Source organism: Amycolatopsis thailandensis, from assembly GCF_042723255.1.
In the GTDB taxonomy this organism is placed as follows: Bacteria; Actinomycetota; Actinomycetes; order Mycobacteriales; family Pseudonocardiaceae; genus Amycolatopsis; species Amycolatopsis thailandensis.
The window spans coordinates 1-25,451 of sequence record NZ_JBHXJK010000126.1 but is presented as its reverse complement, the minus strand read 5'-3'; the positions used below and the strand labels follow the sequence as shown (position 1 = coordinate 25,451).

Below are 25,451 nucleotides of genomic sequence, written 5' to 3'. Positions count from 1 at the left end.
CTTCCTTGCGTTAGGCGCAAGGAAGGGGGCCATCATGTACTTGAGCCGCCGTGAAGGTCGAGTTTCCTCGGCTGAGCCGTGGGAAGGGGGCCTTCACGCGCAGCCGCTGTGGTTGCTGGTGCGTCTGAGCTGAAAGTGACGATCACCCCAGTCCGTGAAGGCCTCCTTTACTACCTTCAGGGTAGGCAAGGAGGCCTTCACGGACCGGACTCACGCTCCGCCATAGCCAGAACCCAGCAGCCACCGAAACACGGCTCTAACCCGGATCGCCACTCCCAAGCGCGACCAGCGAAAGCGCGGCACTCCCTTCGAAAAGCGCCCGCGAACGGGCCGTGATGCCGTCGTCCCGGACGGCGAGCGCGGAAGCGACGTCCTCCAGCCGCCGCGATCGCCGCAACTCCGGCATCAGCGCGCGCAGCGGTTCGACGCGGTATCCGGCCAGCCGCAGCTGGTGCACGATCCGCGCGTCCCGCACCTGGGACGGCGTGTACCGTCGCGTCCCCCGCTGATCGCGGTCGGGGACCACGAGCCGTTCCGCGTCCCAGTGCCGCAGTGTCGACGGACGCACGCCGAGCGCCGACGCGAGTTCGGAAACGCTCATCGAGTCCGAGCCGCGCACGTCGTCGATCGGTTCGCCGGAGATCACCCGGACGGCTTCCCTCGCCTCCCTGAGATCCGCCCGCTCGGCGTCCAGCCCGGCGTGCGCCGCGTCGAGCAGCGCGAGCACCTCGGGGAGCGGGCCCTGGTGCAGGGCCCGGACGATCTTCTTCGCCTCGACCGGCCCCACGGCGGCGGCCAGCGCGCGGTAGGCCAACGCGGACCGGAGGTGGATCTCCCCATAGTTCCGGTAGCCCGACGCCGTCCGCGTCGCCGCCGGGAGGACGCCGTCGCGTTCGAGGTTGCGCACCTGCTGGACCGAGCAGCCCGCCCGGCGCGCGATCTCCGCGGTTTTGAGACTTGCCACCGTCACTCCATCGAAAAAGTCCTCGAACCCTCCACAAGCACTTTAATGCGACGCTTGAGCACATGACCATCGAAGAGATCATCGAACTCGTCTCGGGCCGCGACGGCGTCCTGGTTCTCACGCCTTCGGAAGGCGACGGCCGGCCGGAGCTCAGCCGGGGCGACGCGTTCTTCTACTACTCTCCCGACGGCGTCGTCCCGACGACCGTCCAGCCCTTCGCGACGGTCGTGACCAAGAACTACCCCGGCGACGAGTCCTCGCGCCTGGACCGGCCGGACACGTTCCGCGTCAACATCCACGCCGGGAAGGAGGAGTTCACCGAGCGGCTCGGGCGGACACCCCGGGAAGCGGCCCGAACCGACGTCGATCCCGGCGTCGAGGACACCTTGATCGCCCACCCCGTGTACGGCACCGCAGGCTGGCTGGCGATCGTGAATCCGGCGTCGAACACCGAAGCGGCCGTCCGCGAACTGCTCGACACGGCGTACCGGCTGGACCGCGCGCGTTACGAACGTCGGGCGGATTCTTCACGCGATTAGAGGACTGAACGCGTGAAGTCCTGCGACTTGTATCGTGGGGCGAGTGGGCCGAAACCTTCGAACCGGCGGACGGCTCAGGCCGGTCGATCTGGCGCGCGAGCACGGTCTGTCCACACAGGCCGTCCGCAACTACGAGGCGGACGGCATCCTCCCCGCGGCCGAACGCGGCCCCCACGGCTATCGCACCTATACCCCGCTGCACGCGCAGGCCCTGCGCGCGTTCCTGGCACTGGTGCCCGGACACGGCCACGCGACAGCGGCGGCGATCATGGAGTCGGTCAACCGGAGCGCGATCGAGGAGGCGCTGCGGCTCATCGACGAGAGCCACGCGCAGCTGCTCGAAGACCGCCGCACCCTCCAGGTCGTCACGGCCGCGCTCCGTGATCTCGAACCCGTGCCGCAGGAACGGGGCGGGACGTTCGTCGGCCCGCTGTCCCGGAAACTCGGCGTCCGGCCCGCCACCCTGCGCACCTGGGAGCGCGCCGGTCTGCTCAGGCCCGAACGTGATCCGCGGACGGGTTATCGCGTCTACAGCGCGGCCGACGTCCGCGACGCCAAGCTGACCCATCAGCTCCGTCGGGGCGGCTATCGCCTGGAGCGGATCGCGCCGCTGATCGAGCAGGTCCGGTCGGCGGGCGGTGTCGTCCCGCTCGAATCGACGCTGCGGGACTGGCACTCCCGGCTCTCGGCCCGGGGCCGCGCCCTGCTCTCCGGCGCGGCCGCGCTTGATGCCTATCTCAGCGACGCGACCACTGACACCATTGAGACAATGACACTTCCACGCAATTGAATGCGCAGCCTTTTCGCGTTTTCCGCATACGAAAGTAGGACCGTGATCACGGAACCTACTTTTGGCGCTACGGCGGGATAGACGGGCGCTCGTAATGTGCGTCACGTCGAGATGAACCGCCCGGTCCCTGCCATTTTCACCTATTTCCGGCGGTTCGTCGTTCCCTCTTATCGAAGGAAACGCGCATGCGTATTCGCGGACCCGTCATGCTCACCCTGCTGAGTGTCTGCGCCGGAATAGGCGCGCTCGCCGTCCCGGCGACCGCCGCTCAGGCCAGTTCCTACGACCAGACGATGCTGGAAACCCTCGCCGCCCAGCTCCGGGTCAGCCCGCTCCAGGCCGCACAGAAGCTGGACCATGAGAAGAACCTGATCTCGTCGCTGGAAAGCATCAGAACACGTGGCCTGCACACCGACGGCGCGTACTTCGACGACGCCGGCGCCCTCGTGGTGAACGCCGCCGACGCCGGATCCGCCCAGACACTCCGGTCGGCCGGGATGACGCCGCGTCTCGGCGCCCGCGGCGAGAACGCGCTGAACGCCCTGTCCGGCACCGTCGGCAAGGTGATCGGCAGCGACGTCGGCCAGGTCCAGTCGTGGGGCCCGGAACTCGCGGCCGACCAGGTCGTCGTCACCGTCCAGCCGGGTGCCGCCGACACCCTCGTCCGGCGGCTTTCGGCGCTGCCCGGCGTCACCGTCCGGACCGGCGTCGCCAACGGCAACACCACGCAGGCCGACGTCATCCCCGGCCAGATCATGGACCTCGACCCCGGCACCAACTGCTCGCTCGGCTTCCCCGGCACCACCAGCGACGGCGACAACGTGCTGCTCACCGCCGGGCACTGCGTCGAGGGCAACCCGGACATCCTGAACCGCAACGGTGTCCACATCGGACGCGGTGTCGCCACCGAGTTCCCGTCGGTCGACATGGGCCTGATGGACATCGACGACGAGGACACCGGCCGCGGCTACGTGGACACCCGCAAGGGCACCACGGTGCGGATCACCGGCAGCTCGAAGGCGCCGGTCGGCACCACGCTGTGCAAGGCGGGCAACACCACCGGCTGGACCTGCGGCAAGATCACCGCTTACAACCAGACCGTGCGCTACAGCGGGGAAAGCGTCGCCACCACGGGGCTGGCCAAGTCGACCGTCTGCACCGAGGGCGGGGACAGCGGCGGCGCCTACATCGCGGGCAACACCGCGCAGGGCATGACCTCCGGCGGCCCCAACGACGGGCACGACTGCGGCTGGAACCAGGGCTCCAACGCGACCGGCTCGTACTCCTACTACCAGCCCGTCGTGGACGCGGCGAACAACTACGGGGTCACCCTGACCCGGTCCTGACGCGAGAAAGCAGTCGTGAATGGCGATTCGGGTTCTAACCGAATCGCCACTCACGACAACCCGGACCGAATGGCCACCGCCACCCTGTCCGCTTGCCAGTACATGAAGGCCCCCTTCCTTTCGCCTAGCGCAAGGAAGGGGGCCTTCATGTACTCGATGCGAGCCCGACCATCCGTGCCGTCAGGCGCTCAGGATCTGCTCGCGAAGGATGTCCGCGTGGCCGCCGTGCTGCGCCAGCTCGCGCAGCATGTGCAGGTACACCCAGCGCAGCGGGAGCGGGCCGCGCCGGTTCCCGTGGAGCAGGTCGTCCAACCCCAGCTTCGACGCCGCCTTCCGTGACGCCTCGCAAGCCTCGCGATGTGCCTGCAGCACGCTCGCGATCGTGTCCCCGTCGTCGAGGATGAACGATTCGTCCGGTGTGTCGGGGATCCCGATCTCGGCACGCGGGCGGCAGGTGACGGCTTCGTCGAACCAGACCTTCTCCACGAAGGTCACGTGCTTCACGAGACCGAGCAGCGTCGTGCGGGAGGGAACGAGCGACCGGCGCGCCTGCTCCTCGGTCAGCCCTTCCAGGCATTCCGCCAGCACCCGGCGATGCTCGTCGAGGAACACCTCGAACTGTTCACGAAAGGGATGGTTGAGGACGTCCAAAGTGGGCATGGAAGGTGAGGACACGAGCGAAGCATGGCAAAGGTCCTCGATCACGGGCAACCTACTTCAGGAACCCGACAAGCTCGGCGCTCACGAACTCCGGATTCTCCTCGGCGAGCCAATGTCCGGCCCGGGGCACCTCGACGGCGCGGGCGAGGTCGGCGACGCGGGGAGCCAGCGTGGCCTTCTGCGGTTCGAGGAGTCCCTCGGCGGTCATCAGCAGGGTGGGCGTGGTGATGGGTTTCGCGCCGACGTTCGCGGCCGCGTCCTGGCCGAGCGTCCGGTAGAGCTCGAAACCGCCGTGCAGGACCTCCGGCCTGGTGTAGGTCCGGGCGTACTCGTCGATCTCGGCGTCGTCGAACGGCGACGGCGCCCCGGGCCCGCCGAAAGCCGTTCCCGAGTAGGCGACCTGGGGATAGAACAGGGAAAGATACTCGCGGACGTCGTCACCGACGACGGCTTCGGGCACCGTCTTCTGCGAGTGGAAGGCGATGTGCCAGCTCAGGTTCCGGTAGGCCGCCCCGTCGAGCGCGGGGCCAGGTAGCGGCAGGTCGAGATAGGCGAGCTTCGTGAGATCGGCGGGGAACTGCGCGGCGTACTGGAAAGCGACCGCCGCACCGAGGTCGTGTCCGGTGATCCGGACGTCGCGCAGGCCCAGCTTTCCGGCGACGAGTCCGTGCACGTAGCGGGCGAGGGTCGCCTTGTCGTAGCCGGGCGGCGCACCGGTGCTGTCGCCGAGGCCGGGAAGGTCGAGCGCGTACACCGTGAAGTGCTCGGCCAGCGCGGGCATGACGCGGTGCCAGCCGTACCAGGTCTGGGGCCAGCCGTGCAGCAGGACGAGCGGGGCTCCCTTCCCGCCGGTGACGTAGTGCATCTTCACGCCGTCGACGTCGGCGAACTCGTGCCGGAACCGCTGCGCGAAAGCCGGGTCGCCGCGGGTGACGGTGTCGTAGGACGGGGCCGCCGGCGACGAAGCGCAAGCCGTCAGCAGGGCGAGGGCCGCGACGAACGCGGCTGCTCGGTGGAACATGGAAGTCTCCGTTTCAGCGCCCGGTGGCGCCGTCGATCAGTTCGCGCAGGATGTCGGCGTGTCCCGCGTGCCGTGCGGTTTCCTCGATCAGATGAGCCAGCGTCCAGCGCCGTGATCCCCGGCGAGGTCCCTTCGTGGCGAGGTCGTCCCAGGACGCGATTTCGTCGTTCGCCTCGGCGATGGTTTCCCGGTAGGCGGCGAGGATCGACGCCGTCGTGTCTTCGGGAGCCGGGTGGAACGTCGCCTTCCAGTCGGCGACGTGGTGACCGAGCAGCCAGTGCCGTTCCACCTGGGTCAGGTGCTTGACCAGGCCCAGCAGGTTCGTGCCGGAGGGCACTCCCGGAGCCCGTGCCAGGTCTCCCGGCACCCCTTCGGCCTTGGCGATGACGGCGGCGCGCAGGTAGTCGAGGAATCCGGCGAGCACGTCCTTCTCACCCGGTCCGGTGGACGGAGGCCCGGCGTCCCGTTTCCGGCTCATCGCCCCGTCCGTCCGAGAACCAGGATGTGGTCGACGACGGTCGCGGTCTGCCCCGAGGGACCGGTGGCCCGCCGTTCGGCGGCGTCCGCGCGGGCGATCGACCATTCCGTCCGGTCGAGCGCCAGCTCGGCGGCCACTTCGTGCGGGGTGGGGTACCGCGCGTCCTGATCCCACGACCAGGGCGCGGCGGAGCCGTGATCGACGATCACCAGCCGTCCGCCCGGCTTCACCGCGTTCGCGGCGGTCCGCAGCACGCGGACCCGGTCCAGCGCGAACGGGGTGTGGAAGTACAGCGCGGACACCAGATCGAAAGTGCCGCCCGGGAAGTCTTCGGCCAGGTCGACGCGGAGCGCCTTGATCGGCTCACCGCGTCCCTGCAGTGAGCGCACGGCAGCGCCGGAGATGTCGACAGCGGTCACCCGCCAGCCCCGGGCGGCCAGCCACAACGCGTCTCCTCCGCCACCGCAGCCGAGGTCGAGCGCGGTGCCCGGGGTCAGCGGGCCGGCGATCTCGGCCAGTCTCGTGTTCACCTTCGGCGGTCCGGCGGAGCGCCGTTCGTGGAGTCCGTCCCAGAATTCGGTCGCGTTCATGGCACCACCTTCGCCTCGGGCGGCACGAATTGGCACGAAAACTTGCCGACCTGGCAAGATCGACGGCATGGACGAGACGGACGAGGTGCTGGACGCGGTGGGCCCCCGGTTGCGCGCGCTGCGCAAACACCGGGGCCTGACCTTGGCCGAGGTGTCGACGACGACCGGGATCTCGGAAAGCACCTTGTCACGGCTGGAAAGCGGCGGGCGGCGGCCCACCCTGGAACTGCTGCTGCCGCTGGCCCGCGTGCACGGCGTGCCCCTGGACGATCTCGTCGGCGCGCCCCGCACCGGAGACCCGCGGATCCACTTGCGGCCGATTCACCGCCACGGCATGACCTTCCTGCCGCTCACCCGGCGCGCCGGGGGTGTCCAGGCGTTCAAAATGCTGATCCCGAGCCGTGACGAACCGGCGGAACCCACGCCGCAGACCCATGGCGGCTACGAGTGGGTGTATGTCCTCAATGGACGGCTGAGGCTCGTGGTCGGCGACCGGGACATGGTCCTGCCGCCCGGCGAGGCCGCCGAATTCGACACCGCGCTGCCGCACTGGCTCGGCTCGGCCGACGGGCACGCCGTGGAGACTCTGGTCCTTTTCGGGCCGCAGGGCGAACGCGCCCACGTCCGGGCGCGCTAGAGCCAGTCGTGCTCGCGGGCGTACCGGGCCGCCTCGTGCCGGGTCTGGGTCTGCGTCTTCTGCATCGCGTTCGAGAGGTAGTTCCGCACCGTGCCCTGCGCGAGGTGCAGCTGGCCGGCGATCTCGGCGACGGAGTAGCCCTCACCGGTCACCCGCAGCACCTCCAGCTCCCGCTCGGTGAGAGGACAGTCGTCGACGACGGCGAGCGCGGAGACGTCCGGGTCGATCCAGCGTTTGCCCTGGTGCAGGGCGGCGATGACGGACGTGATGTGCGAGGGTTCGGCCGCCTTGCTGACGAAACCCTGGACACCGAGCTTCAGCGCCTTGCGCAGCACCCCGGGTTTCGCGTGCCGGGTCAGCATGAGGATGACCTGGTTCGGCCGGGTGCGGCGGATTTCCGCGACCGCGCCGAGCCCGTCCACACCGGGCATCTCCAGGTCGATGACGAGGACGTCGGGCTCGTGCCGCAGAGTGGCCTCGACTGCCTCCTCGCCGTTCTCCGCTTCCGCCAGGACGGTGATCTCGCCCTCGAGCGGGAGCAGCGCGGCCATCGCCTTGCGGAGCAGGGCTTCGTCGTCGGCGAGCACCACCGTGGTCATCGCTTCTCCAGTACTTCGGAACGCTTGCCGGGAAAGGACGCGGCCGTCACGAACTGACCGTCTTCCTGCTTCACCGTCAGTTCGCCGCCTTCGGCGACGACGCGTTGTTCGAGCGCGGCCAGCCCGCGGAGTTCCGGCAGCGGTGCGCGCTGGGCGCCGTCGTTGACGATGCCGATGCTCCATTCCGACAGGGTGATCCGCACCCGGGTCGCCTGCGCGTGGCGCAGGATGTTGGTCGTGGTCTCGCGCAGGACCTGGCCGAGCAGCCTGCCCGCGTCCGGGTCGACGTCCGCCTCCCGGTTGACGCGCACACGGATCCCCGCAGCCTCGAAAAGGTTCCTCGCGTTCTCCAGTTCGGCGGAGAGGTTGAGCTCTCGCTGAGCATAGGCGAGTTCCTTCGTCTGGGTGATCGTGTCGCTGACCAGCGCGTGGATCTCCCCCAGCTCCTGCTTGGCCCGCTCGGCGTCGATGTCCACCAGTTTCCGCGCGAGCGCGGTCTTCAGCTTCACCACGTGCAACGTGTGGCCCTGGATGTCGTGCAGATCGCTGGCGAACCGGACGCGTTCGCGGATCACGGCCAATTCCGCTTCCCGTTCGCGCGACTCCTCGAGTTCCTCGACGACGTCGTAGAACCGCTTGTTGGGGAACATGAGGCCGACCACGATGGCGGTGATCCCGGCGGGGACGAAGACGAACCGGATCAGCTCGCCGGAGACGTCGTCGTGGGCGACGAGCAGCCTCAGCGCGCCCACCCCCGCGATGTACGCGGGGAGCGCGAAAGCGGCCGCGACCCGGTGCCGGGGCAGCTGGGGGATGACGAAGGAACCCACGAGGAGGATTCCGAAGAACGCCGAACCACCGCCGATCAGCAGCACGGAAAACGGCCACACGGCCGCCGTGACGGCCAGGCACGGGATCGCGACCCGCAGGACCTCGCCCGACGCCCAGCGCACGAAAGCGACCCCAGCCGCCAGCACGCTCGCGCTCAGGACGACAGCGTGCCACCAGGCCCGCGCGTCCGTCACCACCACGATCACCCCGGCCACGGCGAAGAGCGGGAGGAACATGGTGAGGTTGAGCCTGCGCAGTTTTCCCCTGGCGGGCTCGGTGTCCACATCAGACATGGGCCCAGTATCGGCCTTCCGCCACGGCGGGCAACAGTGACACCACGTCATGGATTCATCATGACGTGGCCGCACTGGCCGGACCGCGTCCGAGCGGCTGAGATCCAGGTATGACTTCGACACCAGTGATCGACGTTGACCGGCTGAACCTGAAGTACGGCGACTTCCACGCCGTGAAGGATCTGTCCTTCCAGGTGGGACGGGGCGAATTCTACGCCCTGCTCGGCACGAACGGGGCCGGGAAGACCTCGACCCTGGAAACCCTTGAAGGACACCGAAACCCGACGTCGGGCACGGTGCGGGTGCTCGGCAAGAGCCCGCGGGACCGCGCCGCCGTCCGGCCGAGGATGGGCATCATGTTGCAGGAGAGCGGTTTCTCACCGGATCTGACGGTGAAGGAATCGATCCACTTGATCGGGGCGCTGACGCGTCGCACGGACCGGCTCGAACGAGTGCTCGGCATCGTGGACCTGACCCGCAAGGCCACCACGAAGGTGTCACAGCTTTCCGGTGGCGAGAAACGGCGGCTCGACTTCGCGACCGCGGTGTACGGCTCGCCGGAACTGGTTTTCCTCGACGAGCCGACGACCGGTCTGGACATCCAATCGCGGGACGCGCTGTGGGACGCCGTCGACAAAATGCGCGAGGACGGTTCGACCATCGTGCTCACCACGCACTACCTGGAGGAGGCGCAGCAGCGCGCCGACCGCATCGGCCTGATGCACCGGGGGACCTTCCACCAGGAGGGCACGGTCTCCGAACTGACGCGGACGCTGCCCGCGGTGATCCGGTTCACCCTTCCGGCGTCGGCTCCGGCACTGCCGTTGCAGGGCAGGCGTGAACACGACGGCAAGTTCGTCATCGAGACCTTCGGCTTGCAGAAGGACCTGCACACCCTGCTGCGGTGGGCGCGGGACAACGCGATCGAACTGCTGGACCTCGAAGCGGGCCCGACCCGGCTCGACGACGTGTTCCGCGCCATCGACAACGACTAGACCACTCCACAAAGGACTTCCGACATGCTTTCGATAGCCCGTAGCGAGCTGATCCAGATCTTCCGGAACCGCTCGGTCCTGATCACCAGTTTCGTGATGCCCCTAGCCATCTCCGCGTTCTTCGTCTATCAGCACGAACTCTTCGAGAAGATCGGCAGTCTCGGCTACGTCGCGGCGATCGTGATGTTCACCGTGTGCGCCTTCGGTCTCTACACCAGCGCCGTGACCACGCTGGCCTCGCGGCGGCAGAACCTGTTCCTCAAGCGGCTGCGCTCCACCGCGGCCGGCGATTCGTCCATCCTGATCGGGCTCGTGCTGCCGGTCACCGTCATCTCACTCGTCCAGGTGACCGTGATCATGATCGTGCTGGGGGTGGTCGCCGGAACACCTGCCAACGTCGCCTTGCTGGTGGTGGCGGTGCTCGCCACCGTCGCCATGATGATCGGCCTCGGCCTCGCCACCGCGGGCCTGACCAACTCGCCCGAGCACGCCCAGGTCACCACCCTGCCGGTCAGCCTCGGCGTCATCGCCGTGGCCTCGTGGGTCGGCCTCTCCGGCACCGACGACCTGACCCTGGTCAAGCGGCTGCTGCCCGGTGGCTCGGCCACCGAACTCGCCGTCAACGCCTGGAACGGCGGCGTCGCCATCGGCGATTCGCTGCTCCTGCTCGCGCCGACGCTGGCCTGGGTCGTCGTCGCCGTCGTGCTGGCTTCGCGGCTCTTCCGCTGGGAACCGCGCCGATGACCGTCCGAAATGGAGGAAAGCTCATGCGCAAAGCCCTTCTTCCCGTTCTCGCCGCCGCCTTGGTGACCGCGGCGACCCCGGCGGTCGCGTCGGCGGCGCCCCCGCCGAAATGGGGTCCGTGCCCGGAGGAGGCGGCCGGTCTCGGACTGGAGTGCGGCACCCTCGACGTCCCGCTGGACTACCGCGACCCCGGCGGGAAGACCATCGAGATCGCGATCTCGCGGCTGGCGAGCGCCGAACCGGAGAAGCGCCGCGGCGTGCTGCTGACCAACACCGGAGGCCCCGGCGGCGAAGGGCTGGCCTATCCGGACACCCTCAGGAAGCTGAAGATCCCGCAAGAGGTGCTCGACAGCTACGACGTGATCGGGATGGACCCGCGAGGCGTCCACAACAGCACCCCGGTGACCTGCGGGCTGAGCCTCCTGGACCATCCGACCAACATCCCGCTGTACGCCAGGAACTCCGCCGACGTCACGACCGAGGCCCAGCGGGTCGCCGGGGTCGCCGCGAAATGCGGCTCGTCGGCCACCGCGTCGCTCCTGCCGTACATGACCACCGCCAACACCGCGCGCGACATGGACCGGGTCCGCGAGGCGCTGGGCGAGCGGAAGGTGAACTACTTCGGCATCTCCTACGGCACCTACCTCGGCTCGGTGTACACCTCGTTGTTCCCCGAGCGCAGCGACCGGTTCCTGATCGACAGCGCGACCGGCCCCGGCGGCTGGGACGCCGACTTCGCGCGGATGTTCGGACAAGGTGTCGAGGACCGCTTCCCGGACTTCGCGAAATTCGCCGCCTCGAAGCCCGAGTACGGCCTGGGCCGGACACCGGCACAGGTGACCGCGAAGTACTTCGAGCTCGCCGCGCGGCTGGACCGGAAACCGAGCCCGGACGGCTATGACGGCAAAGCGTTCCGTCACGTCACGTTCGCCGATCTCTACTACGACAAGAACCTGCCGAAGCTGGCCGGGACCTGGCGCGCGCTCGACACCGGGAAACCGGTGCCGGCGCCCGCCTCCGGAGGATCGCCCGCCGGCGCCGCGTACCCGTCCGACAACTACATCGCGAGTCAGCTGCACGTGATCTGCAACGACTCCGACTGGCCCGAGAACGTCGGGAACTACCGGCGCAACGTGGCGATCGACCGGTTCCGGCACCCGATGTTCGGCGCGGCGGCCGCGAACGTCACGCCTTGCGCGTTCTGGCCGTCCGAACCGATCGAACCGCCGGTGAAGATCACCGGCCGCGACCCGTCGAACGTGCTGATCGTGCAGAACCTCCGCGATCCGGCCACGCCGCTGGCGGGCGCCCGGAAGCTGCGCGAGGCCTTCGGGGACCGCGCCAGGATGGTCACGGTCGATCAAGGCGGGCATCTGGCGTACCTGTTCAAGGACAACGAATGCGCCAACGACCTCGCGACGAGGTTCCTGGTCACCGGCTCGCGGCCGCCGGGTGACCTTGCCTGCGGGGCCCAGGGCTCGTGACGGGTTCGCCGGAGGGCTTCTTCGGGGCCTTCCGGCGCTCCAGCACGAAGTCCGCGAGCACCAGCAGAAGCAACGGGCCGCCCCAGGCGCCGATGCTCACGGCGCTGTACTTCATGAGCGCCTCGCTGCCGCCGAAGGTGGTGTCGATCTGCGGGGTCAGCACGATCGTGGCCACGATGTTGATCACCCGGCTCAGCACGATCGACATCGAAAGCGCGAAGCTGCGGGACATCCATCGCCGATGGTCGGCGAACCGGCGCCGGCGCGCCATCCGCAACCCGATGACCGTGACCGCGATCCACAGCACCGAGCCCACCAGGTTGGCCACCCGCACCGAGGGCCCCGCGGCCGTGTGCCAGCCGATGTACAGCCCCACCAGCCCGGCGGGGAGGGCTCCGGCGAAGACGTAGATCCGCCCGGTGATCCGGTGCCCGCGCCGGTACTTGGCCCGGAACGCGGGCCAGACCTGGAAGCAGGCGGTGACCATGGCGACCGTGCCGAAGAGGACGTGCGCGACGAGCAGCGGGTAGTAGAAGTCGTTGCCCGGCGGCGGTTCGAGGCGCGATTCGGCCGGGTCGAAGGTCAGGTACGGCGGGACGGCGAAGGCCAGGAAAGCGCCCGCCACCAGCATCAACGGCACGATCCAGGGGCGCCGCCACCAGCGGGGCGCGTTCGACGAGGTCATGGTGATCCGTTCGGGAGAAGACGATCAGAAACTATGTACACCATACACATGAATGTATGTCATACAGAGTTTTAGGATGGACGGATGGCGACACGTGACGGCAAGGGCCCGGATCTCCAGCGCAGCCTCGCGCTGTTGTGGGCGGGACGCACCCCCGGCAGGCGCGGGCCGCGGGCCCGGCTCTCCGTGGAACACATCGCCCAGGCCGCGATCCAGGTCGCGGACACCGAGGGTCTGGACGCTCTCTCCATGCAGCGGGTCGCCACCGAACTCGGCTACTCGACGATGTCGATCTACAACCACATCGCGAGCAAGGACCTGCTCCTGGAGGTGATGGCCGACGTCGCGGCCGCGAAGCCACCCGAACTCGACGACGCGGCGGACTTCCGTGACGCCGTCCATCGGTGGGTCGGGGCGCTCTGGGCAGGCTTCCGGACGCATCCCTGGCTGCTGCGCGTCCCGCTCGACCACTCCCCGATCGGCCCCAACCACCTCGCCTGGCTGGACCGTCTGCTCCGGCCCCTGCTCAAAACCGGGCTCGCCCCCGCCGAGGCGAGGGCCGCCGCCCTGCACCTGACCGCCGTCGTCCGCGGCACCGCGCAGATCAGCCTGGACATGAACAGCGCGCACAAGTCCGAAGGCGGGCTCCCGCACACCGAAACGGAACTGCCGCTGGCGCTGAACGACCTCATCGACCCCGTCGGTTACCCCGCGCTGGCGGCCGTCCACGCGGCGGAAGCCACTGTCCCTTCAGGACACGACGCCGCCGACGACGGGGCGCTGCCCGCGGAACTCGCCTTCGGGGTGGACCGGTTCCTGGACGGCATCGACGCTTGGGCGAGCGGCGATTAGAGCCAATCGCGTCTCAGGTGCAGCCGAGCCCGTCGCGTGTCGTCCGTCCAGTCACGTGTGTCGTCCGTCTGAGCACGGGTGTCGTCCACCCAGTCGCGCGAAAGCACTGTCGTGAGTGGTGAGGACGACTATTGGGCGATAAGCAAATATGGCATGGTCGATCCTGCCGCGCAGGTCCTCTTCGCTGCCCGGGGACATGGTTCCGGACTGGACGGCGACCAGGCGCGCCCCGAGTGTCCACATGGGACGACTGAGTGTCCGATTTACGGCCATATGAGGTTTTCTGTGGGGGGTCGTGAGTGATAATGAGGGTTAGAACCCTCTTTATCACTCACGACCCCTTCACAAGACCGCGCGAAGTGCCCAAAACGGGCGTTTAACCTGGAACGAGTGTCCTGTGTGGACGGTTGAGGTCACGACCGGCTCCCGCGGGCCAGTTCAGTCCGTGTCGCGAAGGTCAGCTCGGCAGGAGACTCGATCACGCCATATTCACCCTGCCTCTCAATAGAACCGCCCTTACCACTCACGAGCGAAACGCCCCGGACCGGAACCGTGAAGGCGGTTCCGGCCCGGGGCGACCCCCAGCGCACCGAAGATCAGCGGTCACGCTCCTTCGCGAACAAGGACTTCGACCACAGGTACCCGACGGTCGCGAGCACGACGCACCACCCGACCGCGAACCAGCCGCTGTCGCCGATCGGGGTGCCGAGCAGCAGTCCCCGGATGGTCTCGATGACCGGCGTGAACGGCTGGTAGTCGGCGAACCAGCGCAGCCAGGCCGGCATGGAGTCGGTGGGCACGAACCCGCTGCCGAGGAAGGGCAGCAGCATGAAGATCATGGGCGTGTTGCTGGCGGTCTCCACACTCTTGGCCGCCAGGCCGAGCGCCACCGAAAGCCAGGTGAGCGCGATGGTCAGCAGCAACAGCACGCCGACGACGGCGAACCACTCGCCGACGCCCGCCGTCGGCGAGAAGCCGACGAGCAGCGTGACCCCGAAGACGACGGCGAGGGCGAACGCCGTCTGGATGAACGCGCCGATGACGTGCCCGGTCAGGACCGAGGCCTTGCTGATCGCCATCGTGCGGAACCGGGCGATGATGCCCTCGGTCATGTCCGTCGCGACGGAGATCGCGGTGCCGAGCGCGGCACTGCACACGGTCACGAGCAGGATGGCGGGTGTCACGTAGCCGACGTACTCGGCTCTGCCTCCCCCGCCGCCGAGGCCGTTTCCGAGCGTGCCGCCGAAGACGTAGACGAACAGCAGCAGGAACACGATCGGCTGGCCGATCAGCATGATGGTGAGCGACGGATACCGTTGCATGTGCCGGATGTTGCGGCGCAGCATTGTCGCCGAATCGCGCATCGAGAGGGACAGGGTGGTCATCGGGCCATCTCCTTGGTCGCTTCGGTCCGGTGACCGGTCAGGCTGAGGAACACGTCGTCGAGGTCCGGGGTGTGCACGGTGAGGCTGTCGACGGCGACGGCCTCGGCGTCGAGCCGGTCCAGCACCGCGCGGAGAGCGGTGAGGGTGCCGTCGGTCGGCACGCGGAGCACCAGCGCCTCTTCGTCCGAAGTGGACACTCGAAGCGCGCGGGTCGCATCGCTCAGCGCGGCGGCGTCGGGGAACTTCAGTTGCAGGTGGCCGCCGGGCACACGCCGCTTCAGTTCGTCGGGCGTGCCCAGCGCGACGATCCGGCCACCGTCGAGGACGGCGACGCGGTCGGCGAGCTGATCCGCCTCCTCCAGGTACTGCGTGGTGAGGAAGATCGTCACGCCGCCCTCGACGAGGTCCCGGATGATCTCCCACATCGTGCGGCGGCTTCGCGGGTCGAGACCGGTGGTCGGCTCGTCGAGGAAGATGACCTCCGGGTCGCCGATCAGGGTCATCGCCAGATCGAGTTTGCGGCGCATGCCACCCGAGAACGTGGCAGGCGTCTTCTTCGCGGCGTCGTTCAGTTCGAACCGCTCCAGGAGTTCGGCGGCGCGCTTCCGCCCCGCGCGGCGCGGCAGATGGTGAAGGTCCGCCATGAGGAACAGGTTCTCCTCACCGGTGAGGAGGTTGTCGACCGCGGAGAACTGGCCGGTGACGCCGATGGCGGCACGGACGCCGTCCGGATCGGTGGCCAGGTCGGCGCCGGCGACGGTCGCGCCACCCGCGTCCGGACCGACCAGAGTGGACAGGATGTTGACCGTGGTGGTCTTGCCCGCGCCGTTCGGCCCGAGCAGCGAGAAGACGGTGCCTGCCGGAACGTGCAGGTCGATGCCGTCCAAGACGACCTTGTCGCCGTAGGACTTGCGCAGTCCGGTCGCGGAGATGGCCGGGTGTCTCATGTGGATCCCCTTGGAATGTAAGGACTCGCGGGTCAGGAGCGGTGAACGATGATGTCGCCGACGGAGGTACCGGCGTGGACTTCGAGCTTGTCGGTCGTGGCGCCGGGCGCGGTGGCGGCGGTCATGTCGTTGATGACGCGGCCGAAGCTGGTGTTCACGTCGAGCCAGGCCGCGGTGCCCTCGCGGATGCCGACCTCGACGTTCCCCATCGACGTGTCCAGGTTGAGCTTGCCCCTGACGGCGTCGAGCACCCGGATGGAACCGTTGGCGGTCTTGGCTTCCACCCCGCTTTCGGCCTTGTCGACGGCGATGTCGCCGTTGGCCGAGCGGAGGCGGATCGCGTCCCCCACCGTCCCGATCGTGGTGGAGCCGTTGGAGTTCTTGACCACCGCGGTGCCGGTGATCGCGCCGACCTCGACCCGGCCGGAACTGGTGCTGATGTCGGCGTTGCCTTCGACGTGCCCGACGACGATGCTCCCGGACGCGGAGTGCAGCTTCAGCTCACCGGTGTGGTCGAGCCGGATGTGCCCGGTCCCGGACTTGTAGCGGCACGAACCGATCCGCCCGGTCACCGTCAGGTCGCCGAGGCCGGTGCTCCCCTGCACCCGGGAGCCGGCGGGCAGTTCGATGGTCACGTCGATCGACCGCGTCCGCCGGGAGAAGTCGAGCAGGCGCATTTTCGGCGCGCGGACCGTCAGCGTGCCGCCGGAGAATTCGACGACGGTCCGCTTCGCGGCTTCGACGTCCGAGTCGTTGTTCTCGTCCATCGGGGAGACTTCGACGACCGTGTCGGTGCGGTCTCCGGCGACGATGCGGACGCTGCCGACGACCGGTTCGAGGTCGGCGAGAATGGGTTCGGGAGTGGCGAAAGAAGGCATGGTTGTCCCCTCGGAAGTGGTGTGATCGGTGTTTGTGCTGGTCTAGGCGGTCTAGCTGACCCAGCCGGTGTAGCGCTGGGTGCCGGGAAGACCGCCGCTCGCCGGGGCGGGCGGCGTGGCCGGTTCCGACGGTCGCAACGCGGCGGACGCGGCCCGCACGAGCCACGCGTTGACCGAACGGCCTTGCGCGGCCGCGGCTTCTTCGACGCGCGCCTTGAGTTGTTCCGGCAGCCGGAAGTTGATGCGGGCCGTCGCCCCTTCCTCGTCCGGGATCGGCGGCAGTGGCGGCATCGGCGGCGCCGGAGGTTCCGGCACCGCCGCCGCGGCGGGCGCGGCCTGCTCGACCGCGGGCAGCGTGACGGCGAAGCTGGCTTCCCCGGCACGAAGCCGGACCTCGACCGAACCGGGCGCGAGGTCCCGTGTGATCTCGTCCGACGCGGCGGACAACGCGTCCAGCAGCGCGAGACGGATGGCCGACGCGAGCGGCGCGGTCAGGCGTTCGGCGAGAGCGCTCGCCTCGGCTCCCCCCGCCTCGGCGGCGACGGCGAGCTCCCGGCGAACGTTGTCCACAAAGGGCGTCAAATCCATGATGCCATCATGGCACCACGGTGGCGCCAATGCAAGGCCAAAGTGGTGCCATGTGGCGCCACGATGGCGTCTTCCCAGCTCGGGGGCACTTTTTTCGGGTCGCACGGGTAGCGGATGCCCAATCGGCCAGTCTCGGCTGGCGGGGGAAGCAGGACACGGCCGAACGCGTTGCCGGGGCCGTTCGCGGCGGGCGAGAATCGCCACGAGCCGCGCGGAAAAGGGAGCGACCCACCGTCAGGTGTGGGGGTCACCCAGGCGGGCCGCTACCCGGAGTCCACGGTACAAGAGGTCCGCTCGATCGTGCGGGCAACGCTTTTTGTCCTTGCGGCTCTTGACAAACCCGAGATCCACAGTGGACGGAGCGGTCCACGGCAGAAGAGGGGCACATGCAAGCAGTTCGGGTGAGCGTCTGCGCCCTGGACCCCATCACGAAGGCCGGAATGGCCGACCTCCTCGACACCCGGGCGGCCGTGCGGGTGGTCGACGGCCGGACGCGAGAAGGAACAGACGTCGTCGTCGCCGCCTTCGACCGGTTTTCGACGGACGCGGTCACCGCGTTGCGCGCCGTCACCGCCAAGCTCGGCAAGCCGATCGTGCTGGTGACCGACCGGATCGAGGAGGGCGGGCTCGCGGCCGCGGTGGCGTGCCGGGTGGTCGCCATCCTGCCGAGGTCGGCGGCGACCGACGCGCGAGTGGCCGACAGCGTCCGCGTCGCCGCGTCGGCGGGCACGGGCCCGCCGCCCGATCTGCTCGACCGGCTGGCCGAACACGCCGAACGGCTACACCGGGAGATGCTCGCGCCGAGCGGGCCCGCCGCGGCCGCGCTCTCTTCGCGGGAGATCGACGTCCTGCGCCTGATGGCCGACGGGCTCGACACGGGTGAGATCGCCGCCGAGCTCTCCTACTCCGAGCGCACGGTGAAGAACATCATCTACTCCGTCACCGACCGGCTGCGGCTACGGAACCGTTCGCACGCGGTGGCTTACGCGATCCGTGAAGGAGTCATCTGAAGTCCGCTCGTCAGATGAGACCTTCGCGGAGCGCGTACGCCACGACGTGGGTGCGGTTGCGGAGGCCGAACCGGCTGAGCAGGCCGTGCAGGATGTTCTTCACGGTCCGGTCGGAGTACGCCACGCGCCGCGCGATTTCACCGGTGTCGAAGCCTTCCGCGAGCAACCGGAGCACTTCGGTCTCCCGCGGCGACAAACCGCTGAGGGTCAGCTCGCGCGGCTCGAGGACTTCCTTGTGCAGCCGCGAAATCCCCCGGAGCAGACTGCCGAGCTGGTCGGCGGGCAGATCGCCCCGGCCGGCGTGGGCGTCCGCGACGGCGCGCCGCAGCCGTGCGGGCGTCGCCTCGGTGCGGGCGACGACGACGGCGAGCCCGCGTTCCACCGCGGCCCACAGTTCCGCCTGATTGGGCTGATCCGCGACCAGCACCAGCCGGGCGGACCCGGCCGGGATCCGGTGCGGCTCGCTTCCCGCCACCGCGACGAGGACGTCGGCCTGTTCCGGGTCGTCCCGCAGGGTGATGCCGGGGCCGTCGCCGAGCGCGCTGCGCAGGCCCGCCCGGACGAGCGGGTCACCGGCGTGCACGGCGACCCGGATCTCCCCGCGTTCCTGGGTCCTGGCCATCGGCCGGACCGGCGTCGTCATGGTCGTCGACATGCTTTCCAGGTAACCGGCCGCGGAGAAGGCGGGACAAGCGGAAGCGGGGGGCAGCTTTTCGTCACCGGAAGCCTGCCGGTTGAATGGACCGCGGTGGAACCCGTGGAGGCGACTGAGAAGCGGTCGGTGTTCGGCAAGCTGCTGCTCGAACACCGCCGGGCCGCGGGCTGGACACAGGGGCGGCTGGCCGAAGCGTCCGGGATCAGCGTCCGCGCCCTGCGTGAGCTGGAACGCGGCCGCGCGCGAGCCGCCCAGCAGCGCTCCGCCGAAGTGCTGGCGGACGCGCTCGGCCTGACCGGCGGTGACCGCGAATTCTTCCTGACCGTCGCCAAGCAGGGACGGCGCCGGAACCCCGCGCTGGCCGCCCAGGTCGCGGCGACCTGCGCGCTGCCCGCGCCGGTGGCGGATCTGTCCGGCCGGGAAAGCGAACTGGAGCAACTGTCCGCGAAGGTCGCCGAGGGTGGCGGCGTGGTCGCGATCGTCGGGCAGGCCGGGGTCGGGAAGACCGCGCTCGCGGTGACCGCGGCGGACCGATGGCGCCCGGACTTCCCCGACGGCGGCTACGCGGTGGACCTGCGCGGGATGGACGAGGAGCCACTGAGTGCCAAGGCCGCGCTCGATCGGCTGCTGCGCGCGCTGGACGTCGCGCCGGGTCAGGTCCCCGCCTCCGAGAGCGAACGGTCGGCGTTGCTGCGGATGCTGCTCGAAGACCGGAAAGTGCTGCTGCTGCTCGACAACGCCGCCGACGAGGCGCAGGTCCGGCCGTTGCTGGTCACCGGTCCGGACAGCCTCACCCTGATCACCTGCCGTCGCACGCTCGCCGGCCTCGAAGGTGCCCGCTGGCTGGGGCTCGAACCGCTTTCGGACGGCGGCGCGACCGGCCTGCTCGCCAGGATCGCCGGCGCCGACCGGGTGCGCGCGGAACCCGCCGCCGCGCGGGAACTCGTCGAGCTGTGCGGATATCTGCCGCTCGCGGTCCGGATCGCGGGCAACCGGCTCGCCACCCGGCCGCAGTGGTCCCTGGCCCAGCTGGCCGACCGGCTGCGCGACGAAAGCACCCGGCTGCGCGCGCTCGCGGCGGGCGATCTCCAGCTGCGCTCGGCGTTCGACCTCTCGTATCGCGCGGTCTCGGCCGGGGCGCGGCGGCTGTTCCGGCGGCTGGCGACCGTGCCGGGTGCCGATTTCGGTCCCGAACTCGCGGGCGTCGTCTCCGGCGCCTCCCCCGCCGACGTCCAGGACCATCTCGACGAACTCGTCGACGCCAGCCTCCTGCAGACCACGGCCGAACCGGAGCGTCACCAGTTCCACGACCTGATCCGCCTGTTCGCCGAGGAACGGTTCGAGGCGGAGGAGGATCCGGCCACGCGGGACATCGTGCTCGCCCACCTGCTCGACAAGGCGGCCGAAGCGGCGAGGCTGTTCTATCCCAAGGCGCCCGAAACGGGGCGGTTCGGCTCGCGGGACGAGAGCGCACGGTGGCTGGACGTCGAAGGCGGGAACTGGGTCGCCGCGCACCGGCTGGCGGCACGGAAGGGCCGGCACCGGGAGGTCGCCGAACTCGCCATCGCCCTGCACTGGTACTCCGACGGACGCAGCGCCCAGAAGCCGTGGCTGGAGATCTTCTCGCTCGGCGCGGCCGCGGCGAGCGCGCTGGGCGACGCCGGGGGCGAGGCAAAACTGCTCAACTTCGTCGGCTGGGCCGGCAGTGTCTGTCAGGGCGACGACAAAGGCGCCGTGGTGGCGCACCGCCGCGCGCTGGACATCGCCGTCCGGATCGGTGACCGCGTCGAACAGACCTGGGCGTCCATCTACCTCGGCCAGGTGCTGCGGTTGATCGGAGAAAGCGACGAAGCGTTCGAGTTCGCGAAGCGCGGGTACGACCTCGCGAGCGAATTGCCGTTCTGGGACGGGCAAACCACGGCGCGGAACATGTACGGGCGGGCGCTGCTCAACGCCGGTCGGCACGCCGAGGCGCTCGCGGTGCACCGGGCCGTGCTTTCCGACGCCGAACGACTGGCGAGCGACACCTATCCCGGTTTTCATCAGCTGCTCAAGACCCTGACCCTGCGCGCCATCGGTGACGTGCTCGGTGGTCTCACCGAATGGCGGGAGGCGGCGAGTCACTACCGCACCAGCCGGTGGCTCGCGTGGGAAGGCGGTTTCGACGGGCTGGAAGTGATCAGCGCGATCCGCGAGGGGCGGGCCTGGCGGGAAGCCGGCGCCCTCGACGAGGCCAGGGAATGCCTCACCTTGGCCGTGGAGCTCTCCACCGCGCCGTCGTTCACCGCGTGGCGGGAGCAGGCGCTGGCCGAGCTGGCACTGCTGCCCGGGTGAGTCACCGGTCCAGGTGGTCGTGAGTGGCGCTTCGAGTTCTCGGCGGCGATGTTCGGTTACCTGCCGGGTCCGTCGCGTCGTCTGCCGCTGGACGTGGCCGGCACGGCCTTGATCAGCCCGGGGCGGGTTGTGAAAGCCACTTTCGCAACGTTGAAGGTTGCGAACGTGGCTTTCGCGTCACGGCCGCCCCTGCCCAGCGGTGCCGGTGGCATCAAGTGTCGCAGTGGGTCCCCTGAATGCCCCGGCTCGATCCCGACACCTCCCTCGCCAGGTCGGTCCAGGTGGTCGTGAGTGGCGATCCGGGTTCTCGGCGGCGATGTTCCCAATGTCGCATTCGAGACGCTCAGCGACACGAATGCGACATTGGGAACAGGCACCGGGAAAGTCGACCCCGCAGATCGCGAAGGCCCCCTTCCTTGCGACTGGGTCTCGGCAAAGTCGCGAAAGCGGGTGTCGTAAGTGGCGTTTCGTGTTCTGGCGGACTCGTATTTGCCTACCCACGGGGGTGATTGGCGGTCAAGTGAAGCCGATGCGGTCGACGGGGGACGTTGAGTGTCCCGGATCCTCCGTTGATCAAGGTCCGAGACCGGTCGTCCCTGGCGACGATGTAGGAATTGGGACGTTGAACGTCCCAATTCCTACATCGTCGCGCCCGGCAGCCGCGGAACCACCACTCTCGCCAGCAAGGCGTGGGTAGGTAAACACCGGTCCGCTCCAACTCGAATCGCCACTCACGAGACCGGCGCGGGACGCCTCTCCGACCACGGCGCCGCCTCCTCCAGCTGAGCGGCGAGCCGGATGAGGACGTCCTCGCGGTCTTGAGCGGCGACGAGCTGGACGCCGATCGGCAGTCCCTCGGCGTTCCAGTGCAGCGGCAGGGAGATCGCGGGCTGGCCGGTGATGTTGAACGGCGCCGTGAACGCCGCACCGGTGGCGATCCCGGCGGCCAGTTCTTCGGGCGACTTCGCGTCCGGGGCGAGGTAGCCGAGTTCGGCGGGCGGCGCGGGCGTCGTGGGGGTGAGGAGGACGTCCAGTTCGTCCTCCCAGAGTGCCGCGACACCGCGGGCCCACCGCTGAGACGAGAGCGATCCGGCGAGCCATTGCGTGGCGGTGACCGACCGGCCCGCTTCGGCGAGCATCGCGTTCATCGGTTCCAGAACAGACGACGGCAGCTGCTCGCCGAGCCGCTCGGACCAGGCGTCGAGTTCCCAGGTGACGACCGCGGCGAGCAGCGCGGGCATGGTGTCGAACATCCCCGGCGCGTCCAGGGCGGCGGCCGCGGTGGGGGCGACCTGGTGGCCGAGGGACTCGAGCAGGCGGGCGGTCCGTTCGACGGCGGCGACGCTGTCGAAGTGCGCGGTTTCGCAGGTACCCGGGGAGGTGATCCGGAACCCGATCCGCAGGGAGCCGGGGTCCGCGCCGACCTCTGTCCGATAGGGACGGTCCGGAGGCGCGGCGCTGTAGGGATCTCCGGGCGCGGCGCCCGCGGTGACGTCGAGGATCGCCGCCGTGTCCCGGACCGACCGGGTCAGGACGTGTTCGTGGGTGACCTGGCCCCAGTATTCGCCGAACTCCGGGCCGAGGCTGGTCCGCGCGCGGCTCGGCTTCAGCCCGACCAGCCCGCAGGCCGACGCCGGGATGCGGATCGAGCCCGCCATGTCGTTGCCGTGCGCGACGGGGACCATGCCCGAAGCCACCGCGGCGGCCGACCCTCCGCTCGATCCGCCCGGCGACCGCGCCGGATTCCACGGATTCCGCGTCGGGCCGTGCAGGAGCGGTTCGGTGGTGATGCTGGTCGCCAGTTCGGGCGTGTTCGTCCGGCCGCAGAACAGGAAACCCGCGGCCCGCAGGCGCGCGGCCAGATACGAATCCGACGGGGCGCGCCAGTCCCGCTCCCGCAGGACGCGCATGCCGCCATGCACCGGATCGCCCGCGGTGTGGCAGAGGAAATCCTTCAGCAGCATCGGCACGCCGTGGAACGGCCCCTCCCCGCGCGCCGTCACCGCCTCCCGCCGGGCCTGGTCGAATCGGGTGCCGATCACGGCGTTGAGCTCGACGTCGAGCTTCTCGATCCGCGCGATCGCCGCGTCGAGCAGCTCCAGCGGTGACGCCTGCCCTGTCCGGACCAGCTCCGCCTGAGCCGTCGCGTCCAACCAGGTGAATTCATCGCCAGCCATGCGGCCATTGTCGATCATCCACGACCGGGCTCCCGGCGATTCCCGTCGATCAGGGCGGTTCGTGCAACGGATCATGCCCCTTCGGTTCCTCGCCGCCCGGACAGCCAACTAAGCTTCGGGCCGATGGAGCGGGAGGGCCGATGACGGACGCGGACGGGCAGAGCCCGCGGGAACGCTACCGCGACCAGGTGCGCGCGGAGATCAAACAGCACGCGTGGGAGCAGATCGCCGCCGCCGGGGTCCCCGCGCTGTCGCTCAACGCGATCGCCAAACAGGTCGGGATGAGCGGCCCCGCCCTGTACCGGTACTTCGCCAGCCGCGACGACCTCATCACCGCGCTCATCCGCGACGCCTATCGCAGCCTCGCCGACACCGTCCGGGCGGCGTTCGAAGCGGGCGCCGACCTGCCCGGGCTCGCCGTGACGATCCGGGACTGGGCCCGGATCGATCCGCAGCGCTACTTCCTCATCTACGGCACCCCCGTCCCCGGCTACCACGCGCCCGACGACACCACCGCCATCTCGCGCGAAGTCATGGCTGTCCTGCTCGACGCCTGCCGCGCGATCACCGTGGACAGGCCGGAAACCCCGTTCGACAGGCATCTCGACGGCCACCGGGACTGGGCGGGCGACGATCCGGCCCCGTCCGCGACCCTGCATCGCGCGCTCGCTTTCTGGACGCGTCTGCACGGTGTGCTGTCGCTCGACCTCGCCGGCCACTTCACCGGGATGAAGTTCGACCCCGATCTGCTGATCTCGGACGAACTGGACGATCTCACCACGCGCTGACCAGCGTCCGCCGAGCCAGATCGGCTTCGCACTGAACCTTTCCCGTACTTCGGGCGTCTTGCCCTGTGTGTTGCCGCCATCCGTGGGAGACGAAGCCCTCACGGTTGACATGCAACGTTGTAACGTTATAGCTTCTAAGTAGTGCGATAAGTATTCACGCCACCCGTTTCCGGGTTTCCGAACGCTTCGGATAGGGACTTCGATGTTGATTCAAGGGGAGAAGACCGCCAGGAGAACCGACCGCGTCAGAGTCGCCGTGCATGCCCCGGATCTCCTGGCCGGACTCGGCACGACGAGCATTCTCGGCGCCGACGAACGGCTTGACGTACTCGACGACACCGACCTGGGGCCCGCCGAAGTGATCGTGACTGTCGGGGATTCGATCGGCGACGGGGTTTTCGCGTTCCTGCGCCAGGTCCGCGCCGCGTCGGCCCTCGCCTCGCCGCCGAGATGCGTGATCGTCACCGACCATTTCCCGGTGCAGGTCCTGATGACGGCGATCGAATGCGGCATGGCCGCGTTGCTGCCGCGGCGCGACCTGGACAGCGAACATCTGGTGCGGACGATTCTCGCGGTCAGCCAGGGCGCCGGTGCCCTGCCGCCTCGGTTGCAGGGAAGCCTGCTCTCCCAGCTCGAACGGATACAGGAAGATCTGCTGGTACCCAACGGGCTCGCGCTTTCCGGCCTGTCCGACCGCGAACGGGAGGTCCTCCGCCTGCTGGCCGACGGCCACGGCACGGAGGACATCGCGGCCAAACTCGCTTATTCGGAGAGCACGGTGAAGAACGTCCTCCATCGGGTGATGTCGCGCTACGGCCTGCACAACCGCACGCACGCGGTCGCCTTCGCCCTGCGCACGGGATCGATCTGAGGAGTTCGTCCAGAGTGGACGAGAGAAGGGGGCTTTTTCTCGCCCCCTTCAACTTATAGCGGACACCGGGGCTTGCGGCAAGGCCCGGGTCATCCCGCAGAATTGCGCGCCGAAGGCCGGAAGCTGCGGAAACGGGAGTCGCGAAGTGCGTGTTTTGCTGACGACGTGGGGATCTCGCGGGGATGTCGAACCCTTGGTGGGGCTCGCGAAAGAATTACGGGAACTCGGCGCGGAGGCGGTGGTGGCCGCGCCACCGGACGAAGAGTTCGTGACCTTGCTGGAGCGGGCCGGTGTGCCGCTGGTGCCACTC

The 25,451-nt window shown here is 69.1% G+C and carries 27 protein-coding genes; 13 read left to right on the top strand and 14 right to left on the bottom strand.

Going from position 1 to position 25,451, the window contains the following annotated elements; translation table 11 throughout:
- Window positions 1-256: 256 nt before the first annotated feature.
- Window positions 257-964 (bottom strand): MerR family transcriptional regulator, encoded by a 708-nt coding sequence (locus ACFWMR_RS34315; RefSeq protein WP_378381392.1) that lies wholly within the window; start codon window positions 962-964, stop codon window positions 257-259.
- Between the two features lie 62 nt (window positions 965-1,026).
- Between ACFWMR_RS34315 and ACFWMR_RS34310 the strand changes: the two genes are divergently transcribed.
- From ACFWMR_RS34310 to ACFWMR_RS34300, 3 genes are all read left to right on the top strand, one after another.
- A complete protein-coding gene (locus ACFWMR_RS34310) occupies window positions 1,027-1,503 on the top strand; it encodes a DUF6194 family protein (RefSeq protein ID WP_378381391.1) in 477 nt (158 codons plus the stop codon).
- 43 nt (window positions 1,504-1,546) lie between these two features.
- Entirely contained in the window at window positions 1,547-2,293 is a 747-nt protein-coding gene (locus ACFWMR_RS34305) for a TioE family transcriptional regulator (protein WP_378280045.1), read from the top strand.
- Between the two features lie 185 nt (window positions 2,294-2,478).
- Window positions 2,479-3,639, top strand: coding sequence for a S1 family peptidase (locus ACFWMR_RS34300; protein WP_378381390.1), 1,161 nt, complete (start codon window positions 2,479-2,481; stop codon window positions 3,637-3,639).
- Between the two features lie 180 nt (window positions 3,640-3,819).
- On the opposite strand, the gene ACFWMR_RS34295 is transcribed toward ACFWMR_RS34300, so the two are convergent.
- From ACFWMR_RS34295 to ACFWMR_RS34280, 4 genes are read right to left on the bottom strand one after another with little or no spacing between them, the layout of a single operon-like run.
- Window positions 3,820-4,299, bottom strand: a complete 480-nt coding sequence (locus ACFWMR_RS34295) for a DinB family protein (RefSeq protein WP_093934706.1) — start codon at window positions 4,297-4,299, stop codon at window positions 3,820-3,822.
- A 52-nt stretch (window positions 4,300-4,351) separates the two neighbouring features.
- Entirely contained in the window at window positions 4,352-5,320 is a 969-nt protein-coding gene (locus ACFWMR_RS34290; RefSeq protein WP_378381389.1) for an alpha/beta fold hydrolase, read from the bottom strand.
- A 13-nt stretch (window positions 5,321-5,333) separates the two neighbouring features.
- Complete coding sequence (locus ACFWMR_RS34285) at window positions 5,334-5,798, bottom strand: DinB family protein (protein WP_378381388.1); 465 nt, start codon at window positions 5,796-5,798, stop codon at window positions 5,334-5,336.
- Window positions 5,795-6,388, bottom strand: coding sequence for a class I SAM-dependent methyltransferase (locus ACFWMR_RS34280; protein ID WP_378381387.1), 594 nt, complete (start codon window positions 6,386-6,388; stop codon window positions 5,795-5,797). Before ACFWMR_RS34280 ends, ACFWMR_RS34285 begins: the two co-directional genes overlap by 4 nt.
- Before the next feature lie 67 nt (window positions 6,389-6,455).
- On the opposite strand from ACFWMR_RS34280, the gene ACFWMR_RS34275 reads away from it, so the two are divergent.
- A complete protein-coding gene (locus ACFWMR_RS34275; RefSeq protein ID WP_378277978.1) occupies window positions 6,456-7,025 on the top strand; it encodes a helix-turn-helix domain-containing protein in 570 nt (189 codons plus the stop codon).
- Here the strand turns inward: ACFWMR_RS34275 and ACFWMR_RS34270 are convergent.
- Both ACFWMR_RS34270 and ACFWMR_RS34265 read right to left on the bottom strand, forming a co-directional pair.
- Complete coding sequence (locus tag ACFWMR_RS34270; protein ID WP_005156662.1) at window positions 7,022-7,624, bottom strand: response regulator transcription factor; 603 nt, start codon at window positions 7,622-7,624, stop codon at window positions 7,022-7,024. The two genes, ACFWMR_RS34275 and ACFWMR_RS34270, sit on opposite strands and share 4 nt — an antisense overlap.
- Window positions 7,621-8,739, bottom strand: a complete 1,119-nt coding sequence (locus ACFWMR_RS34265) for a sensor histidine kinase (protein ID WP_378381395.1) — start codon at window positions 8,737-8,739, stop codon at window positions 7,621-7,623. Before ACFWMR_RS34265 ends, ACFWMR_RS34270 begins: the two co-directional genes overlap by 4 nt.
- 119 nt (window positions 8,740-8,858) lie before the next feature.
- On the opposite strand from ACFWMR_RS34265, the gene ACFWMR_RS34260 reads away from it, so the two are divergent.
- The 3 genes from ACFWMR_RS34260 to ACFWMR_RS34250 are packed head-to-tail and all read left to right on the top strand — an operon-like array spanning window position 8,859 to window position 11,971.
- Window positions 8,859-9,743, top strand: a complete 885-nt coding sequence (locus ACFWMR_RS34260; RefSeq protein WP_378381386.1) for an ABC transporter ATP-binding protein — start codon at window positions 8,859-8,861, stop codon at window positions 9,741-9,743.
- Between the two features lie 24 nt (window positions 9,744-9,767).
- A complete protein-coding gene (locus ACFWMR_RS34255; protein ID WP_093934675.1) occupies window positions 9,768-10,487 on the top strand; it encodes an ABC transporter permease in 720 nt (239 codons plus the stop codon).
- Window positions 10,488-10,510: 23 nt separating this feature from the next.
- Window positions 10,511-11,971: an alpha/beta hydrolase gene (locus tag ACFWMR_RS34250; protein ID WP_378381385.1), complete on the top strand. Its 1,461-nt coding sequence runs from the start codon at window positions 10,511-10,513 to the stop codon at window positions 11,969-11,971.
- Here the strand turns inward: ACFWMR_RS34250 and ACFWMR_RS34245 are convergent.
- Window positions 11,919-12,656, bottom strand: a complete 738-nt coding sequence (locus tag ACFWMR_RS34245; RefSeq protein ID WP_378381384.1) for a DUF2306 domain-containing protein — start codon at window positions 12,654-12,656, stop codon at window positions 11,919-11,921. The two genes, ACFWMR_RS34250 and ACFWMR_RS34245, sit on opposite strands and share 53 nt — an antisense overlap.
- Window positions 12,657-12,740: 84 nt before the next feature.
- Here ACFWMR_RS34245 and ACFWMR_RS34240 point away from each other — a divergent pair, with 84 nt between their 5' ends.
- Window positions 12,741-13,508, top strand: coding sequence for a TetR/AcrR family transcriptional regulator (locus ACFWMR_RS34240; protein ID WP_378381383.1), 768 nt, complete (start codon window positions 12,741-12,743; stop codon window positions 13,506-13,508).
- Window positions 13,509-14,104: 596 nt separating this feature from the next.
- Here ACFWMR_RS34240 and ACFWMR_RS34235 read toward each other — a convergent pair.
- From ACFWMR_RS34235 to ACFWMR_RS34220, 4 genes are read right to left on the bottom strand one after another with little or no spacing between them, the layout of a single operon-like run.
- Complete coding sequence (locus ACFWMR_RS34235; RefSeq protein ID WP_378381382.1) at window positions 14,105-14,893, bottom strand: ABC transporter permease; 789 nt, start codon at window positions 14,891-14,893, stop codon at window positions 14,105-14,107.
- Window positions 14,890-15,840 (bottom strand): ATP-binding cassette domain-containing protein, encoded by a 951-nt coding sequence (locus tag ACFWMR_RS34230; protein ID WP_378276004.1) that lies wholly within the window; start codon window positions 15,838-15,840, stop codon window positions 14,890-14,892. Before ACFWMR_RS34230 ends, ACFWMR_RS34235 begins: the two co-directional genes overlap by 4 nt.
- A gap of 32 nt (window positions 15,841-15,872) precedes the next feature.
- Window positions 15,873-16,718 (bottom strand): DUF4097 family beta strand repeat-containing protein, encoded by an 846-nt coding sequence (locus ACFWMR_RS34225; RefSeq protein ID WP_378381381.1) that lies wholly within the window; start codon window positions 16,716-16,718, stop codon window positions 15,873-15,875.
- A 51-nt stretch (window positions 16,719-16,769) separates the two neighbouring features.
- Window positions 16,770-17,306, bottom strand: coding sequence for a toxin-antitoxin system HicB family antitoxin (locus ACFWMR_RS34220; RefSeq protein ID WP_244199709.1), 537 nt, complete (start codon window positions 17,304-17,306; stop codon window positions 16,770-16,772).
- 440 nt (window positions 17,307-17,746) lie between these two features.
- On the opposite strand from ACFWMR_RS34220, the gene ACFWMR_RS34215 reads away from it, so the two are divergent.
- Window positions 17,747-18,316 (top strand): response regulator transcription factor, encoded by a 570-nt coding sequence (locus ACFWMR_RS34215; protein ID WP_378381394.1) that lies wholly within the window; start codon window positions 17,747-17,749, stop codon window positions 18,314-18,316.
- A 10-nt stretch (window positions 18,317-18,326) separates the two neighbouring features.
- Here the strand turns inward: ACFWMR_RS34215 and ACFWMR_RS34210 are convergent, their stop codons facing one another.
- Window positions 18,327-18,971 (bottom strand): helix-turn-helix transcriptional regulator, encoded by a 645-nt coding sequence (locus ACFWMR_RS34210; protein ID WP_378381380.1) that lies wholly within the window; start codon window positions 18,969-18,971, stop codon window positions 18,327-18,329.
- 93 nt (window positions 18,972-19,064) lie between these two features.
- Here ACFWMR_RS34210 and ACFWMR_RS34205 point away from each other — a divergent pair, with 93 nt between their 5' ends.
- Window positions 19,065-21,305: an ATP-binding protein gene (locus tag ACFWMR_RS34205; RefSeq protein WP_378381379.1), complete on the top strand. Its 2,241-nt coding sequence runs from the start codon at window positions 19,065-19,067 to the stop codon at window positions 21,303-21,305.
- A 731-nt stretch (window positions 21,306-22,036) separates the two neighbouring features.
- Here ACFWMR_RS34205 and ACFWMR_RS34200 read toward each other — a convergent pair.
- On the bottom strand, window positions 22,037-23,482 hold the full coding sequence (locus tag ACFWMR_RS34200; RefSeq protein WP_378381378.1) for an amidase: 1,446 nt from the start codon (window positions 23,480-23,482) through the stop codon (window positions 22,037-22,039).
- A gap of 140 nt (window positions 23,483-23,622) precedes the next feature.
- Between ACFWMR_RS34200 and ACFWMR_RS34195 the strand changes: the two genes are divergently transcribed.
- From ACFWMR_RS34195 to ACFWMR_RS34185, 3 genes are all read left to right on the top strand, one after another.
- On the top strand, window positions 23,623-24,270 hold the full coding sequence (locus ACFWMR_RS34195; protein ID WP_378381377.1) for a TetR/AcrR family transcriptional regulator: 648 nt from the start codon (window positions 23,623-23,625) through the stop codon (window positions 24,268-24,270).
- 202 nt (window positions 24,271-24,472) lie between these two features.
- The gene (locus tag ACFWMR_RS34190) at window positions 24,473-25,141 is read left to right on the top strand and encodes a helix-turn-helix transcriptional regulator (RefSeq protein WP_208636119.1); all 669 of its coding nucleotides are present in this window, start codon (window positions 24,473-24,475) and stop codon (window positions 25,139-25,141) included.
- Window positions 25,142-25,286: 145 nt separating this feature from the next.
- Window positions 25,287-25,451 (top strand): glycosyltransferase (locus ACFWMR_RS34185; protein WP_378381393.1); only part of this gene is annotated, 165 nt, incomplete at its 3' end.